Below are 14,913 nucleotides of genomic sequence, written 5' to 3'. Positions count from 1 at the left end.
CGAACCGTTTTCAGGATGCGGACGGCGTGAGCGCCCACGCGCCGAACGCGCAGCAGGCGAAAGCCGCACCGAGGACGGCGCAGCCGGTCCAGCCCGCGGCGCCGAACACCGCCGTGGTCGCGGCCGCGCCCAGCGCGGAGCCGAGCGAGTAGAAGACCATGTACCCGCCGATGGCGCTGCTGGTGCGCTCGGCGAACACCGCGGCGAGCACGTGCTGGTTGCCGACGTGCACGACCTGGACGGCGAAGTCGAGCACCACCACGCCGAGGACCGGCAGCAGCAGCGACCAGCCGAGCTGCCCGATCGCCGGCCAGGACCCGGCCAGCAGGACCAGCGCGACGCCGGTGACGCGGCGGGCGTGCCCCGCGTCGCCCCAGCGGCCGGACCGGGCGGCCCCCGCCGCGCCTGCGAGCCCGGCGACGCCGAACAGGCCGATCTGCGACGGGCTCAGGTGCCAGGGCTCGCCCGACAGCGGCAGCGCGAGCCCGCTCCAGAGCGTGCCGAAGGAGGCGAAGAGGAAGAACGCGATCAGCCCGCGGCCGAGGAACACGCGCTGCCCGAACAGCGCGCCGAAGGACCGCAGGAGCTGTCCGTACCGCTCGGTGCGGCGCCGGGTGTCCGCCGGCAGCGCGACGAGGCAGACGACGCCGAGGACGGCGGCGAAGAACGCGAGAGCGAGGTAGCTGCCACGCCAGCCCACCACGTCCGCCAGGGTTCCGGCGCCGGCCCGGGCGCCGAGGATGCCGACCACGACCCCGGACGTGACGACACCGAGGTTGCGGCCGCGCTCCCCCGGCGGGGACAACGCCGCCGCGTAGGCGACGGTGGTCTGCACCACCACCGCGAACACGCCCGCGAGCGCCAGACCGGCGAACGCGAGGCCGCCGGCCGGCGCGGCCGCGGTGACGGTCAGCCCGGCCGCCACCAGCCCCAGGTGCGCGGCGATCAGGCGGCGTCGGTCGAGCAGGTCGCCCAGCGGCACCAGCAGCACGAGCCCGGCCAGGTACCCGAGCTGCGCCACCGCCACGAACCAGCCGGCCGCCTCGCGCGGGACGCCGAGGTCGTCGCCCATCGGCCCCAGCACCGGCTGCCCGGCGTAGACCCCGGCGACGGCGACCCCGCACACGACCGCCAGGAGCAGCCTCGTCCCGCGTCCCACCACGACCTCCCAATCGGTTGCACTTTGCAACTCTTCGGAGGGTAGGGCAGAATGGTTTCGAACGGCAACTCATTGGAGGAGCGGTGGCCCGCGACGAGTGGACGGACCCGCACTGCCCGGTCGCGCGGGCGGTGGATCTGGTCGGCGACCGCTGGAGCCTGCTGATCGTCCGCGACGCGATGGACGGGGCCCGGTCGTTCACGGACTTCCAGCAGCGCACGGGCATCGCCCGCAACATTCTCGCCGACCGGCTCCGCAAGCTCACCGCGCACGGCCTGATGACGCAGGTCGAGGCGCCGTCCGGCAAACGCCGCCGGTACGAGCTGACCCCGGCGGGCGAGGACCTGTTCGCGGTGATCGTCACGCTGCGCCAGTGGGGAGAGCGGCACGCTTTCGGCGCGGGCGAGCCGCATTCGGTCCTGCTGGACGAGCGGGGGCGGGCGGTCCCGCGGCTCGTCCCGGCGACGGCGGAGGGCACGCCGCTGACGAGCGACACGACCACCGTGCGCCGCTGACCGCGCGAGTCCCTTGTGGACGGAAGCAGTACCACTGCCGCCACCGGTCCGGCCCGATTGCCCCGAAAGGGCAGCGTCGGGGGACTTTCGTGCCCCATCTGCCGTCCCGGATATTGACCGCCGGAACGCGCTTTCCTACGGTTCGGCCACCCTGCCCGGCGGACGCGTGCCGATCCACGCGACCTTCCGCCCGTTTCCGAGGAGGTGCCGATGCTTTCCAGGCGTACCTTCGTCACCGCGGGTCTGGCGGCCGTTGCCGCCGGCACGCCGCTGTGGTCCGCCGTCACCGCGCCGCGTGCGCGGGCCGCCGCCGCCCTGCCGTTGACGCTGAAGAACAATTCCGGCAGCGGCACCGTCTACGCCTACATCAGCGGCGCCGACACCTCCGGCTGGCCCGGGTTCGTCACCGCCGACGGCCGGTTCCAGCGCCTGCCGAACCCGTCCTCGCCGGTGACGCCGATCCCGGACTACGCCATCCCGCTCGGCGGCTCGGGCGCCCAGGTCACGGTGACGCTGACCGACTACCTCATCGGCGGCCGGGTGTGGTTCTCGGTGGACAAGAAGATCCAGTTCTTCGTCAACCCGGGCCCCGGCCTGGTCCAGCCCGGCTTCACCAGCTCGGACCCGAACTGGCAGACGAACTGGACGTTCTGCGAGTTCACCTACAACAGCGCGAACCTCTACGCGAACATCAGCTACGTCGACATGGTGGCGCTGCCGGTTTCCATGGCCACGACCGGAGCCGCGGGCGCGCAGTCGGTCAGCCCGCTGCCGGACGGCGCGCTCGGCGCCATCGCCGACGGGCTGCGCGCCCAGCACGCCAAGGACGGCGCGCCGTGGGACCGGCTGGTCGTCACCGACGCCTCCGGCAAGGTCGTGCGGGTGCTCGCGCCGGGACACTCCCCCACCGACTTCGGCGGCTACTGGACCAACTACCTCAACGCCGTCTGGGACCACTACCGCACCACCCCGCTGACGATCAACGGGCAGGGCTCGATCGGGTCCTACACGGGCACGGTCAGCGGCGACACACTGGTGTTCGCCGGCCTGAACACCAACGGCGTGCCGTTCACCAAGCCGAGCGCGGCGGACATCTTCGGCTGCGCGAGCGGCCCGCTGTACAACTCCGGCGCGGACGCGCGGGGCGCGGTCGCCGCCCGCCTCGCCGCCGCGCTCAACCGCAGCAGCCTGCTGGTGGCCGGCGGCAACAACCAGCCCGACGGGGTTTCGCCCGCCCAGTACTACCAGGACGCCACCACCAACCACTACGCCCGGCTGGTGCACCAGTACGCGTCGATCGGCTACGCCTTCCCTTACGACGACGTGGGTCCGACCGGTTCCCGGCCCGTGGACGGCCACCTCCAGGACCCGGCGCCGACGTCCTGGACGGTCGCGCTCGGCGCGGGCGCCGGCGGCGGCACGTCGCCCGGTGGCGGCGGCGTGAGCGCTTACTCCACCATCCAGGCGGAGTCCTACAGCGCCCAGAGCGGCACCCAGAACGAAGCCTGCAGCGACACCGGCGGCGGCGTCGACGTCGGCTGGATCGCGAACGGCGACTGGCTGAAGTACTCCCGTGTCGACTTCGGCGCCGGCTCGCCCGGCCAGTTCGTCGCCCGGCTCGCCTCCGGCGCGGCCGCCGGGGTCAGCGGCGCCGTCCGGGCCCGCCTGGACAGCCTGACCGGACCGGTGATCGCCGAGATCGACTTCGCCAACAACGGCGGCTGGCAGCAGTGGCAGACGGTGCCCGCCAACATCGTCGGCGCGGCGACCGGCGTGCACGACCTCTACCTGACCTTCAGCGGCAGCACGTCGGACTTCGTGAACGTCAACTGGTTCACCTTCACGCGGTAGCCGGCCACGACGGCGACCCGGAGCACGGCCGCGTCCGGCCCGTCAGCCCTGACGGGCCGGGCGGATCGTCAGGTCCCCGATCTCCACGTCCTCGGGCTGGTCGATCGCGAAGGCGACCGCCCGGGCCACGGCGTCCGGGTCGATCCCCAGCTCGGCCATGGTCCGCTTCGCCTGCTCGCGCGCCACCGGGTCGTCGACCGCGTGGTCGACGAGCTCCGTGCGGACGTAGCCCGGTGAGATCGACGTCGTCCGCAGGACGCCGTCGGTGCTCTCCTGCCGCAGGCCTTCGAGGAGCGTGCGCACCGCGTTCTTCGTGCCCGCGTACACCGCCTGCGTCGGGACGATCTTCAGCCCCGACGTCGAAACCACGGTGACCAGGTGCCCGCGGCCCTGACGGCGGAACACCGGCAGGGCCGCGGCGATCCCGTGCAGGATGCCCTTGACGTTCACGTCCACCATCGCCGACCAGCCCTCGACGTCCAGGTCCGCCATCGGGCCGATCCGGCTGACGCCGGCGTTGCCCACCAGGACGTCCAGCCGGCCGAAGCGGTCCACGGCGGTGTCGACGAGCGCCCGCAGGTCGCCGGGGTCGGTGACGTCCACGCGTACGGCGGCCGCGCGCCCCCCGCCGGCCGTGATCTCGGCGGCCAGCCCGTCGAGGCGGTCGGCGCGGCGGGCGCCGAGCACGACCGGCGCGCCGAGCGACGCGAGGTGACGTGCCGTCGCCGCGCCGATTCCGCTGCTGGCGCCGGTGACGGCGACGACTTTTCCGGTGATGGTCATGCGGCTCCCCGCTCGAAGTGGACACCTGTCCGGTTGATCGCGACCTTACCGGACAGGTGTCCGCTTCTGTCAAGCGCCGGCGTACGCGGCGAACATCCCCGGCTCGTAGGAACCGCCCTTCTGGTGGACGATGACCGCGAGCCGGTTGGCCGCGTTGATCAGGGCGACCAGGCAGACCAGCGCGGCGACCTGGTCGTCGTCGTAGTGCTCGCGCACCCGGTGCCACGTCTCGTCGGACACGCCGGTGGCCGCGTCGGCGAGCCGGGTGCCCTCCTCGGCCAGGGCGAGCGCGGCCCGCTCGGCCTCGGTGAACACCGTCGACTCGCGCCACGCGGCGACGAGGTGCAGCCTGGCCTGCGTCTCCCCGGCGGCCGCGGCCTCCTTGGTGTGCATGTCGATGCACCAGCCGCACCCGTTGATCTGGCTGGCCCGCAGGCTGACCAGCTCCTGGGTGGACTTCGGCAGCGCCGACCGTTCGACGACCTGACCGGCGTTGGCGAACCGCTTGCCGAACCGGGCGCCGATTTCGTTCGCGAACAGGTCGATACGGGGTTCCATGGCTTTCTTCCTCACTGTGTCGTCTCGGTGGACGAACACCAGACACCGGCCGGGCGGATCCTGTGACAACCGCGGAAGAACGAAGTTTCGGCGTTTTCCCGTATCAGCGCGCCCCGGCTCCTACTCTCAGTGGTGTGGACGGCATCGACAGTCTCCGGCACGCGATCGAAACGATTCCCATTCCCGGCGCCCCGCCCCGCCTGTCCCGGCAGGGCGCGGCCGTCGGCCTGGCCCTGCTGGACACGTCCCTGCGGCTCAACCACGTGCGCCGGCTGACCGAACGGCTGACCGTGGTCGAGCACGGCACGGCGCGGCGCAGCACCGAGGTCGACGTCAGCCTCAAGCTGCTCGACGAAGGGCAACGCGAGGCCACCGCGCAGCTGCAGGACCTCATCGGCCAGGAACACGGCGAGCGCGCCGCTTCACGGCCCGCGCGGCAGCGTTCCCTGTGGGTGCCGCTGGCCCGGCTGCCGCGCCGCGACGCCTCCCCGGTCGACGTCTTCGACAGCGCGGGCCAGAAACTGCCCCGGCTCACCCAGCACGAAGCGTCCCGGCTGGTCGCCGCCGGGCTGTACCGCCTCCTGCGCGGCATCCTCTCCAGCGACGAGCACGCGCAGACCCCGAAGCACGAGCTGAACACCTTCCTGTTCCAGGTGCACGAACCACGCTGGCTGGTGCAGCAGGCGCTGCTGACGCTGCTCACCGAGCGGAACCACCCGGAGGCGGAGTTCACGCTGCCCTCGGCCCGCGGCACGGTTCCCGGCCACGGGCGGCAATGCCGCGAACTGGCACTGGACATCCTCGACGGCTGTGCCGACCTGCTGGTCGAATACGCGTACCTGCTCAATGTCGCGATCCGCGACTACATGCTGGTCGTGGCGCTGGACGATTCGGTGGAAGAACACCGGCTCAGCTACGAAACCCCGTTGCACGTCGAACGGCGGCAGCCGCTGGCGAAGGAGCAGTGGCGGCGCCTGGCCTCGAGCCGCCGCGGCTACGTCGTGGGTTACGAGACGATGATCCCGGCCACGCTGAAGTCCTACCACCTGGTCGCCCGGACCGCGCCCGAGGCGGAGATCTCCCGGATGTACCTGTCGACCGACGCCGACCGGCACCAGGTCGACGGGCTGGCCGAAGACCTCGTGTCACTGGCCGAACGCCAGGACGCCGCCCCGCTGCAGGAAACCGACGGCGCCCGGCACAAGATCCTGGAACTGCAGGCGCAGACCGTGCTGCGGCGGCTGGCCGACCTGCTGCGCCGCCGCAAGTGGGAGGCGGGCCAGTCCGGCGTCGAGCTGTCCCCGCGCAGCCTGCCCGCCTGTCACCGGCTCGCCGCCGCGGCCACCACCGGGGAAGCGGTGCGGACGGATTCGGGAGAACTGGACAACTCGCTGCGGCGGCACCCGGAGTTCACGGCCGCCAACCTGCGCGCGGCCGCGCGCGAGCTGACCGAGCGCGAGTTCGGGCAGGACCTCGTCCTGGTCAACGGCATCGCCGAGGACGAGGGGCGGGCGTACTGGCGCCGCTCCGGTGGCCCCGACCCGCGCGGGGACCACATCCGGGTGCGCGCGACGCTCGTCCTGCGGGACTCCACGAAGTCGGGCCCGCTCAACGTGACGTTCTACGCGCTGGCCGTCGCGACGGTCTCGTTCGTGCTCGGCTGGCTGCTGGTCGGCCGCCCGTGGCCGTACGGCAGGGCCGCGACCGAGGCGCTCGGCCACATCGGCGACGGCCAGTCCGTGATCACGATGCTGCTGCTGTTGCCGGGCTTCCTCTACAGCCGGCTTTCGCTGCCGCCGCGGCGCACCGTGCTCGGGTACCTCGGCACGCTGCCGCAGGCGCTGGTCCAGCTGAGCATCGCGGCCGTGGCCGCGTTCGCCGCGAGCGTGGCGGCGCAGAGCCGCGGCGAGGTCGTGCAGGCGGCGCTCACGGTCGCGGTGGCGCTGCCGGTGCTGGCCGCGCTCGTGCTGTTCGGCCAGGTGTCGTGGCGGGAGTCGGCGATCCCGTTGTCCCGCATCGGCGCGCCGCGGTGGGTGGGCGCCGGCGCCTGGGACCGGCGCACGCCGCTGGAAGCCGACGTGCGGTTCGACTCGTCGGGTGGGTGGTGAAGATGCGCAGCCGGCGGGCTTCCGTGCGGAACGTGGCCGACCTCGCGCGGGCGGGCTTCGAGATCGCCCGCCAGCCGGTGACCAAAGTGGACTTCGAGGTGCACCACGCGATGGCGCGCCAGGGGTACCTGCGCGAGCTGGTGTCCACCGGCGCCGACAGCGCGGTGTTCCTCGAGACGCTGTGCTCGGCGACGAACGGCGCCGGCGTGGTGATCGGCACGCGCACGCGCAAGCCGCTGGACGGCGCCGAGCTCGTCGACCGGGTCGACGGCCAGCAGCCGGCGGAACGCCCGCAGGCGGGCGACGGCGGCTGGGTGTTCCACCAGACGACCTCGCCGAACCCGACGTTCATCTACGAGTCCGCGCAGACCTTCGAGGCCCTGATCGGGATCGACCCGGCGGCGCGCGAGGTGTGCGAATGGCACGGCCTGGCCGTGCGTGACCTGGTGCGCGAGATCTCCGACGCCGCGTCCGCGCTCGTCGACGCGCCGCTGCTGTCGCTGCAGTGCCCGGCCCAGCTGCCGGCGGTGGTGAAGACCCGCAACCACGATCTGCGCACCCGCAAGGAGGTCGCGTCCCCGTGCGCGTCGCTGGCGGTGCGGTTCGCGATCGCGCTGCGGGACGTGTCCGCGGCCGCCCGGTTCGAGCTGGCCGACCGGTTCCGCGAGCTGTGCGAGAAGCACGGGTACAGCCTCTGGCTCGCCGACACACGCCCGGGGCACCGGCAGGGCAACTGGTTCGAGGTCACCCACGCCGACGGCGGGTTTTCGCCGCTGTACCGGGGTGACCTGCGCTCGCGCCAGCGGATCGGCACCTGCCTGCCGGTGACGTTCGTCGGGCCGGCGCGGATCGGGTCGACGCACGCGATCGTGTCGTTCCTGCAGCGCTACCCGCAGGTCGGCGTGGTCGGCTGCGCGGCGACGACGCTGTCCGACGTCGCGTTCGTCCACCTGCAGCTGGCGATCCACGGCGTGGCCGCCGACCGGCTGAACCGCATCCTCGGCAAGCTGCTCGGCGAGTGCTCGACCCCGGCGCGGCCGCACAAGCTGCTGCGCGAGCTGTTCAAGCGGCTGGGCCTGCCGCCCGACCCGGACGGCCCGGCCGCGGTGGCACAGGACCCGACCGGCGACTACCAGACCTTCGCCGGGCCGGCGTTCCCCTACCGCCCGTTCCAGATGCCCGACTGCATGGCCGTGTGGGTGTCGTGGGAGGTCGCGCGCCAGCACCGCGGTCTCGCCGCGCCGCTGGACTGCCTGTACCGGGCGCTGGCGCAGGTCGCGCCCCAGGTGCCGATGCCCGACGGCGTCGCGTCGGCGGGTGAGCTGGCCACCGTCGAGTACCTCATCTGCCGCGCCACCGAGCAGTCGGTGATCCGGGGCAAGGCGAAGCTGGCCCTGCCGAAGCCGGTCCTGCGCCGGTTCTCCTCGGCGGGCATCGAGCTGCCCGCGTCGAAGCTGTGCGCGGCACTGGAGGAGGCGTGGAAGGCGCAGGTGGATCAGTCCGGTGTGGACGGAGTGAGCGAGCTGACGGTGGCGTGGCGCGAGTCGTGGCTCGGGCACTGGACGTACTCCTAGGAGCTGCCCGGTAAGTCATCGGATGAACTGATCATCGCGCTCCGGACCGACGAACGTGCCCCGGCGTCGGTGCACCGGCCAGGTGGATCTTGGTGCTCAGCCCGCCTCGGGACCGCCCGAGTCCTTCCCCGTCGAGGGCGAGGACTTCGACGGCGGCGCTGCATCCCCTTTTTCCGGGCACCCGCGGCATGCTGATGCGCCCCGACCACGCCGGAGTCCGCCGAGATGACCGGAGGCGCTCGTGCGCAGTTTTCCAGCCACCGCCGCCCGCCGCCTTGCTGCGGTGACAGCGACGGCTCGATCACCGCCCACGCTTGTCCGTCAGCGCCTACCGGACACACCCCAGGTCCCATCACTGATTCAATCAGTGCTTGAAACTCGGACGGCGCGGTGGTGTACTCGTCGGATGGCGGAGAAGACGACGGCGGACTCCACCCGCGACCGGCTGGTGACCGCCGCCGAAGGACTGCTGCTGGCCGCGGGCTACGACAGCGTCTCGGTCCGGGCGGTCTGCGCGGCGGCGGGCGTCAACCCGGCGGCCGTGCACTACCACTTCGGGTCGAAGGACGCGCTGGTGGCGGCGATGCTGGAGGACCGGCTGGCACCGGTCTGGCGGGAGCTGCTCGACGACGTCGAACGCCGCCGGCGGGCGGGGTGGGTGCCCGCGGTGGCGGATCTGGTCGACGCCGTGCTGGATCCGCTGGCCGGGCTGGCCGCCGACCCGGTCGGCAGCCTGCGGCTGCACCTGCTGGCGCGGCTGCTGTTTTCGGGACGGCGGATGCCGTGGAGCTCGCCGTGGTTCAGCCTGGATCCCTGGGTCGAGCTGGTGCGCGCGGCCCGTCCCGACCTGACGGCGGAACAGGCGGCGAGCCGCTGGACGCTGGCGTTTCAGCTCGTGTTGCACGTGTTCGGGACGCCCGCCGCGCCCGCACCGCGCTCGCCCGGGATTCCGCTGCCCGCCGTGCGGTCGTTCGTGCTCGCCGGGCTGGACGCGCCGTGAACCCGCCCGACGTCTTCGCTCCCGCCCGGCTCGGGCCCGTCGAACTGCGCAACCGCGTGATCAAGGCCGCCACCTTCGAAGGGCGCACGCCCGATGCGCTCGTCACCGACGAGCTGATCGACTACCACCGGCGGCCGGCTCGCGGGGGCGTCGGGATGACCACCCTCGCCTACTGCGCGGTCTCCCCCGAAGGCCGCACCGACCGCCACCAGATCTGGATGCGGCCCGAGGCGCTCCCCGGGCTGCGCCGGTTCACCGCCGCCGTCCACGACGAAGGGGCCGCCGCCTGCGCGCAGATCGGGCACGCCGGCCCCGTCGCGAACGCCGCGTCCACCCGGCTGCCCGCGCTCTCGCCGAGCCGCCGGTTCAGCCCGCTCGGGATGCGGCTCACCCGCGCCGCCACCGCCGCCGACCTCGCCCGCGTCGTCGAAGCGCACGCGGCGGCCGCCCGCACCGCACTGGCCGCCGGCTTCGACGCCGTCGAGGTCCACTTCGGACACAACTACCTCGTCAGCGCGTTCCTCAGCCCGCGGCTCAACCACCGCACCGACGCCTTCGGTGGCAGCCTGGCCAACCGCGCCCGCCTGGCCCTGGCCGTGGCGCGGGCCGTCCGGGACGCGGTCGGCGACCGGCTCGCGATCACCGCCAAGCTCAACATGGACGACGGCGTCCCCGGCGGCTTCTGGCTGGACGAAAGCATCCAGGTCGCCCAGTGGCTGGAAGCCGATGGCAGCGTCGACGCCCTCGAGCTCACCGCGGGCAGCTCGCTGCTGAACCCGATGTACCTGTTCACCGGCGACGCCCCGGTCCGCGACTTCGCCGCCCGGTTCCCGCAGCCGGCCCGGCTCGGCCTGCGCCTGGGCGGCCGGTTCTTCCTGCGCGAGTACCCCTTCCGCGAGGCCTACCTGCTCGACCGCGCCCGCCAGTTCCGCGCCGCGCTGAACCTGCCGCTGATCCTGCTCGGCGGGATCACCACGGTCGACACGATGAACCTGGCCATGGCCGAAGGGTTCGCGTTCGTCGCGCTGGCCCGCGCCCTGCTGCGTGAACCCGGCCTCGTCCGGCGCATGCGGGCCGACGCCGGCGCCCGGTCGTTGTGCGTCCACTGCAACCGCTGCATGCCCACCATCTACACCGGCACGCACTGCGTGCTCGCGCCGGAGCCCGCTCGCTGATCCTCGGCCGTGTCGACGGCCGAGGGGCGCCGGCAGGCGCGCCGGAACCTGTGCGACGGCGAGGGAAGCCCCGCGTGGACCGGCTGGCTCGTGCGGACGCGACCGGGGTGCACCAGTGGACGGACCTGAAGAACCAGCTCGACGGGCCGCGACCGGCCGGTCCGGTGTGGACCGACCACACCGGACCGGTGCCGCGTCAGCGGTCTCCCGGCTTCGCCGGCTCCGGCTGGGGGTTCACCGGAGGCGCGCCGCGACGCAGGTCCGCTTCGGTCCGGACCTGGATGCGGTTCGGGTTCGCGACGAGGCGGGGGGTGGGGTTCTCGTTCACGGGCGGTCCTTTCGACTGCTTCCAGTGTCCCGATTACCCCGCCACCGCTTCTTTGAACAGTGGTCAAGACCACTGTGGCGCGCGCCTCAGCCGGCCGGGAGGACGCGGCCGCGGACCTCGCCGAACCCGATGCGCTCGCCGTTCGCGCCCGGGGCCGTGCCGGTGATCACCACCTCGTCGCCGTCCACGAGGAACGAGCGCTGCTCGCCGTTGACCGTCAGCGGTTCCTTGCCGCCCCAGCTGAGTTCGAGGAACGAGCCGCGCTGGTGCTTCTCCGTGCCCGAGACCGTGCCGGACCCGAAGAGGTCGCCGGTGCGCGACGACGCCCCGTTGACCGTCAGGTGCGCCAGCATCTGCGCCGGCGACCAGTACATCTCGCGGTACGGCGGGCGGCTGACCTCCTGGCCGTTCCACGCCACGGCCAGCTCGACGTCCAGCCCCCACGGGCGGGTCTCGCGCAGGTACGGCAGCGGCTCCGGGTCCTGGCCGGGCAGCGGGACCCGCGCGGCCTCCAGCGCCAGGATCGGGACGACCCACGCCGAGATCGACGTCGCGAAGCTCTTGCCGAGGTGGGGGCCCAGCGGCACGTACTCCCAGGCCTGGATGTCGCGGGCGGACCAGTCGTTGAGCAGCACCGCGCCGAACACGTGCCGGGCGAAGTCGTCCGGCGCGATCGGCGTGTTCAGCGGCGTGCCCGTGCCGACGACGAAGCCCAGCTCGGCCTCGATGTCGAGACGCGTGCTCGGGCCGAACACCGGCGCCGGGTCGCCCTTGCGCTGCCCGCTCGGGCGGACGATGTCCGTGCCGGAGACCAGCACCGTCCCGGCCCGGCCGTGGTAGCTGACCGGCAGGTGCTTCCAGTTGGGCAGCAGCGGTTCCGCGTCGGGCCGGAACAGCCGCCCCACGTTGGACGCGTGGTGCTCGGACGCGTAGAAGTCGACGTAGTCCGCGACCTCGAACGGCAGGTGCAGGGTGACGTCGCCGGCCGGGAACACCGAACCGTCCGGGACCTCGCCGCCGACGAGCGCGGTGATCCGCTCGCGGACCGCGACCCAGCGGTCGTGGCCCTGGGCCATGAACGGGTTCAGGGACGGCGCCGCGAAGACGTCGTCCCCCAGCGCGCGGGCCAGGTCGAGCACGGAGTCCCCGACGCGGACGCCGACGCGCGGGGCGTCGCCGCGCACCGAGAACACGCCGTAGGGCAGGTTGGCGGTGCCGAAGAGCGAGCCGGCGGGGATGTCGATCGTGGTCATGCCTCTCCTCGGGGCAGCAGGCCGAGCGCGGCCAGCTCGGTCAGGGGATCGCTGACGCTGCACGTGCCGAACGACGTGAACCGCGTGCGGACACCGGCGTCCAGGCGCCGGACCAGCCCGGCGACGACCTCGCCGTCGCGCTCGGCGAGGTGCGCTTCGGCGTGGTCGGGATCGCCGGCCGCGAGCAGCAGGTTCAGGAACCCGTGCTGCTCGAACCCGGTTTCGGGGTCGGTGTTGCGCAGCGCGTGGTGCAGCCCCGCGGTCGCCTTGAACGGGACGCCGGCGTCGACGGCGGCACAGATCGCGGCGGCCAGCTCGGCCTCGGACGGGTAGAGGCCGGCGCGGACGCCGCCGGTCCGGAACTTCGCGCGGTGGCCGGTCCCGGCGAGTGCTCGCAGCAGCGGAAGCCGCCGGTCGTCCCGCGGGATCTCGACGTACACCGGGGCGGTCGCGGCCGAAACGGCGTCGAGGACTTCGTCCGGCCCCATGCCGTCCGGGACGGCGATCTCCAGCGCGCGCAGCTCGACCGGCAGCCCCGCCACGGCGTCGAGCACCCCGGGCAGCTGCGCGGGCCCGCCGGGCAGCGTCACCGCGACCGGCAGTGGCGTTTCCCGGGAGCCGAGCAGGTCGCCGAGCGCGCCGAGCGCCGGGGCGGCGAGCACCAGCGGGCCGACGAGGTCGGCGTACCAGGCTTTCTCGTGGGTGTCGTGCGCCGCGACGGCGTCGGGCAGGGGCGCCAGGCCGGGCGGGAACACCGCGGCGTCGTCGCAGAGCCCGGCGAAGAGCGCGGGGATCATGCCACCGGCCCCCGTCCGGACCAGGTCCACGCGTAGCCGGGATCTTCGCTCGCCAGGCCGCCTTCGCCGAGTTCGAGCGGCCGGAAGGTGTCGACCATGACGGCCAGCTCGTCGAAGAACTCCGCGCCGAGCGACCGCTCGACGGCGCCGGGCTGCGGGCCGTGGCTGTGCCCGCCCGGGTGCAGGCTGATCGAGCCCTGGCCGATGCCCGAGCCCTTGCGGGCCTCGTAGTCGCCGCCGCAGTAGAACATCACCTCGTCGGAGTCCACATTGGAGTGGTAGTACGGCACCGGCACGGCGAGCGGGTGGTAGTCGACCTTGCGCGGCACGAAGTTGCAGATGACGAAGTTGTGGCCCGCGAAGACCTGGTGCACGGGCGGCGGCTGGTGCACGCGGCCGGTGATCGGCTCGAAGTCGGCGATGTTGAACGTGTAGGGGTAGAGGAACCCGTCCCAGCCGACGACGTCGAAGGGGTGCGCCGGGTAGACGTACCGGGTGCCGGTGATGCCGCGCGAGCCGCGGTGCTTGACCAGCACCTCGACGTCCTCGCCCTCGGCGAGCAGGGGCTCCTCGGGGCCGTGCAGGTCCCGTTCGCAGTACGGCGCGTGCTCCAGCAGCTGGCCGAAGCGGGACAGGTACCGCTTCGGCGGCGTGATGTGCGAGTTCGCCTCGATGACGTACGCGCGCAGGGGCTCGTCGCCGGAGGGCACCCAGCGGTGCGTGGTCGCGCGCGGCAGGATCACGTAGTCGCCCTGGCGCGCCGGCAGCACGCCGAACACCGTCTCGACGCGGGCTTCGCCGGATTCGACGTACACGCACTCGTCGCCGACGGCGTTGCGGTACAGCGGCGAGGTCTCCCCCGCCGCGACGTACGAGATGCGCACGTCGCCGTTGCCGAGCACCAGGCGGCGGCCGGTCACGACGTCGGCGCTCTTCCAGTCCTGGCCGGAGAACAGCTCGTGCAGCTTCAGGTGGCGCGGCACCAGCGGGCGGTTCTCGGTGAGCGTCTGGTCCGGCAGCTCCCACGGCGTCGCGCCGACGATCGCCGACGGCACCCCGCGGTGGTAGAGCAGCGACGAGTCCGACGAGAAGCCCTCCTCGCCCATCAGCTCCTCGTAGTACAGGCCGCCTTCGGGCGTGCGGTGCTGGGTGTGCCGCTTCGGCGGGATGGTGCCCGCGCGGCGGTAGTACGCCATGGTTAGCCTCCTGACCGCTCGGCGTATTTAGTTCACGTTTTTACTATCTTGGGGGCAGCGTAGCCCGCGGCCCGCCGCCCCGGAAGGGGTCAGCGGCGGCTTCGGGTGTCCGGGCGCGTCCGGCTGGTGATCAGCTTGCCCAGCAGCATCACGAGGATCCGCTGTTCGGTCTCGGTCAGCGCGTCCGTCCAGCCGAATTCGCGCTCGTTGTGCTCGCGGAAGACCGAGACCATCTCCTCGTGGCCCGCCGCGGTCAGCGACAGCTGGACCGAGCGGCCGTCCCGGGTGTCCGGGACGCGGTCGAGCAGGCCGTCCGCGACGAGCGTCTTGACCAGGTTGGACACGGCCGCCCGGCTCATCCCGGTGAGCCGGGCGGCGCTCTTGGGCTCCAGCGGGCCGGCCAGCCAGACCACGAACAGCAGCCGGAACGCCGACCACGACCGGCCGCGGGGCCGGTGCACCGCGGCCTCCAGGTCGTAGGTGACCAGGTCCGAGGCCCGGTTGAGGGTCAGCAGCACCTCGGTGGCCAGCTGGTGGCGGAAGCCGTACTCGGTCGCGAGCCGCCGGTTGGCCAGCTCGACGAACGACCAGAAGTCCAGCTCAGCGTCCATCACTC

General features: G+C 73.0%; 14 protein-coding genes. 6 read left to right on the top strand and 8 right to left on the bottom strand.

Going from position 1 to position 14,913, the window contains the following annotated elements:
- Window positions 1-10: 10 nt before the first annotated feature.
- Entirely contained in the window at window positions 11-1,159 is a 1,149-nt protein-coding gene (locus BT341_RS22970; RefSeq protein ID WP_072482134.1) for an MFS transporter, read from the bottom strand.
- Between the two features lie 83 nt (window positions 1,160-1,242).
- On the opposite strand from BT341_RS22970, the gene BT341_RS22965 reads away from it, so the two are divergent.
- The gene (locus tag BT341_RS22965) at window positions 1,243-1,674 is read left to right on the top strand and encodes a winged helix-turn-helix transcriptional regulator (RefSeq protein ID WP_072478242.1); all 432 of its coding nucleotides are present in this window, start codon (window positions 1,243-1,245) and stop codon (window positions 1,672-1,674) included.
- A 210-nt stretch (window positions 1,675-1,884) separates the two neighbouring features.
- Complete coding sequence (locus BT341_RS22960) at window positions 1,885-3,525, top strand: beta-1,3-glucanase family protein (protein ID WP_072478241.1); 1,641 nt, start codon at window positions 1,885-1,887, stop codon at window positions 3,523-3,525.
- A gap of 42 nt (window positions 3,526-3,567) precedes the next feature.
- Here the strand turns inward: BT341_RS22960 and BT341_RS22955 are convergent, their stop codons facing one another.
- Window positions 3,568-4,308, bottom strand: a complete 741-nt coding sequence (locus BT341_RS22955) for an SDR family oxidoreductase (protein ID WP_072478240.1) — start codon at window positions 4,306-4,308, stop codon at window positions 3,568-3,570.
- Between the two features lie 69 nt (window positions 4,309-4,377).
- Window positions 4,378-4,866 (bottom strand): carboxymuconolactone decarboxylase family protein, encoded by a 489-nt coding sequence (locus BT341_RS22950; RefSeq protein WP_072478239.1) that lies wholly within the window; start codon window positions 4,864-4,866, stop codon window positions 4,378-4,380.
- Between the two features lie 134 nt (window positions 4,867-5,000).
- Here BT341_RS22950 and BT341_RS22945 point away from each other — a divergent pair, with 134 nt between their 5' ends.
- From BT341_RS22945 to BT341_RS22930, 4 genes are all read left to right on the top strand, one after another.
- Window positions 5,001-6,974 carry a hypothetical protein gene (locus BT341_RS22945; protein ID WP_072478238.1) on the top strand — a complete coding sequence of 658 codons (1,974 nt, stop codon included), beginning with the start codon at window positions 5,001-5,003 and terminating at the stop codon, window positions 6,972-6,974.
- Between the two features lie 2 nt (window positions 6,975-6,976).
- A complete protein-coding gene (locus BT341_RS22940) occupies window positions 6,977-8,548 on the top strand; it encodes a hypothetical protein (protein ID WP_245805071.1) in 1,572 nt (523 codons plus the stop codon).
- A 406-nt stretch (window positions 8,549-8,954) separates the two neighbouring features.
- The gene (locus tag BT341_RS22935; RefSeq protein WP_072478237.1) at window positions 8,955-9,548 is read left to right on the top strand and encodes a TetR/AcrR family transcriptional regulator; all 594 of its coding nucleotides are present in this window, start codon (window positions 8,955-8,957) and stop codon (window positions 9,546-9,548) included.
- Window positions 9,545-10,723, top strand: a complete 1,179-nt coding sequence (locus tag BT341_RS22930) for an NADH:flavin oxidoreductase (protein ID WP_072478236.1) — start codon at window positions 9,545-9,547, stop codon at window positions 10,721-10,723. Before BT341_RS22935 ends, BT341_RS22930 begins: the two co-directional genes overlap by 4 nt.
- Before the next feature lie 196 nt (window positions 10,724-10,919).
- Here BT341_RS22930 and BT341_RS47360 read toward each other — a convergent pair whose 3' ends face one another.
- The 5 genes from BT341_RS47360 to BT341_RS22910 all read right to left on the bottom strand — a co-directional run bounded on the left by BT341_RS47360 (window position 10,920) and on the right by BT341_RS22910 (window position 14,908).
- Complete coding sequence (locus BT341_RS47360; RefSeq protein ID WP_281256001.1) at window positions 10,920-11,051, bottom strand: hypothetical protein; 132 nt, start codon at window positions 11,049-11,051, stop codon at window positions 10,920-10,922.
- Between the two features lie 86 nt (window positions 11,052-11,137).
- Window positions 11,138-12,304, bottom strand: coding sequence for a fumarylacetoacetase (gene fahA / locus BT341_RS22925; RefSeq protein ID WP_072478235.1), 1,167 nt, complete (start codon window positions 12,302-12,304; stop codon window positions 11,138-11,140).
- The gene (locus tag BT341_RS22920; RefSeq protein ID WP_072482132.1) at window positions 12,301-13,101 is read right to left on the bottom strand and encodes a hypothetical protein; all 801 of its coding nucleotides are present in this window, start codon (window positions 13,099-13,101) and stop codon (window positions 12,301-12,303) included. Before BT341_RS22920 ends, fahA begins: the two co-directional genes overlap by 4 nt.
- Window positions 13,098-14,297: a homogentisate 1,2-dioxygenase gene (locus BT341_RS22915; protein ID WP_072478234.1), complete on the bottom strand. Its 1,200-nt coding sequence runs from the start codon at window positions 14,295-14,297 to the stop codon at window positions 13,098-13,100. The genes BT341_RS22920 and BT341_RS22915 overlap by 4 nt, the downstream gene beginning before the upstream one ends.
- A gap of 89 nt (window positions 14,298-14,386) precedes the next feature.
- A complete protein-coding gene (locus BT341_RS22910) occupies window positions 14,387-14,908 on the bottom strand; it encodes a MarR family winged helix-turn-helix transcriptional regulator (protein WP_072478233.1) in 522 nt (173 codons plus the stop codon).
- Window positions 14,909-14,913: the final 5 nt, after the last annotated feature.

Origin of the sequence: Amycolatopsis australiensis (assembly GCF_900119165.1) — a bacterium.
Lineage (GTDB): Bacteria > Actinomycetota > Actinomycetes > Mycobacteriales > Pseudonocardiaceae > Amycolatopsis > Amycolatopsis australiensis.
The sequence above is the reverse complement of the archived record's forward strand: the minus strand, read 5'-3'. Positions and strand labels throughout refer to the sequence as shown.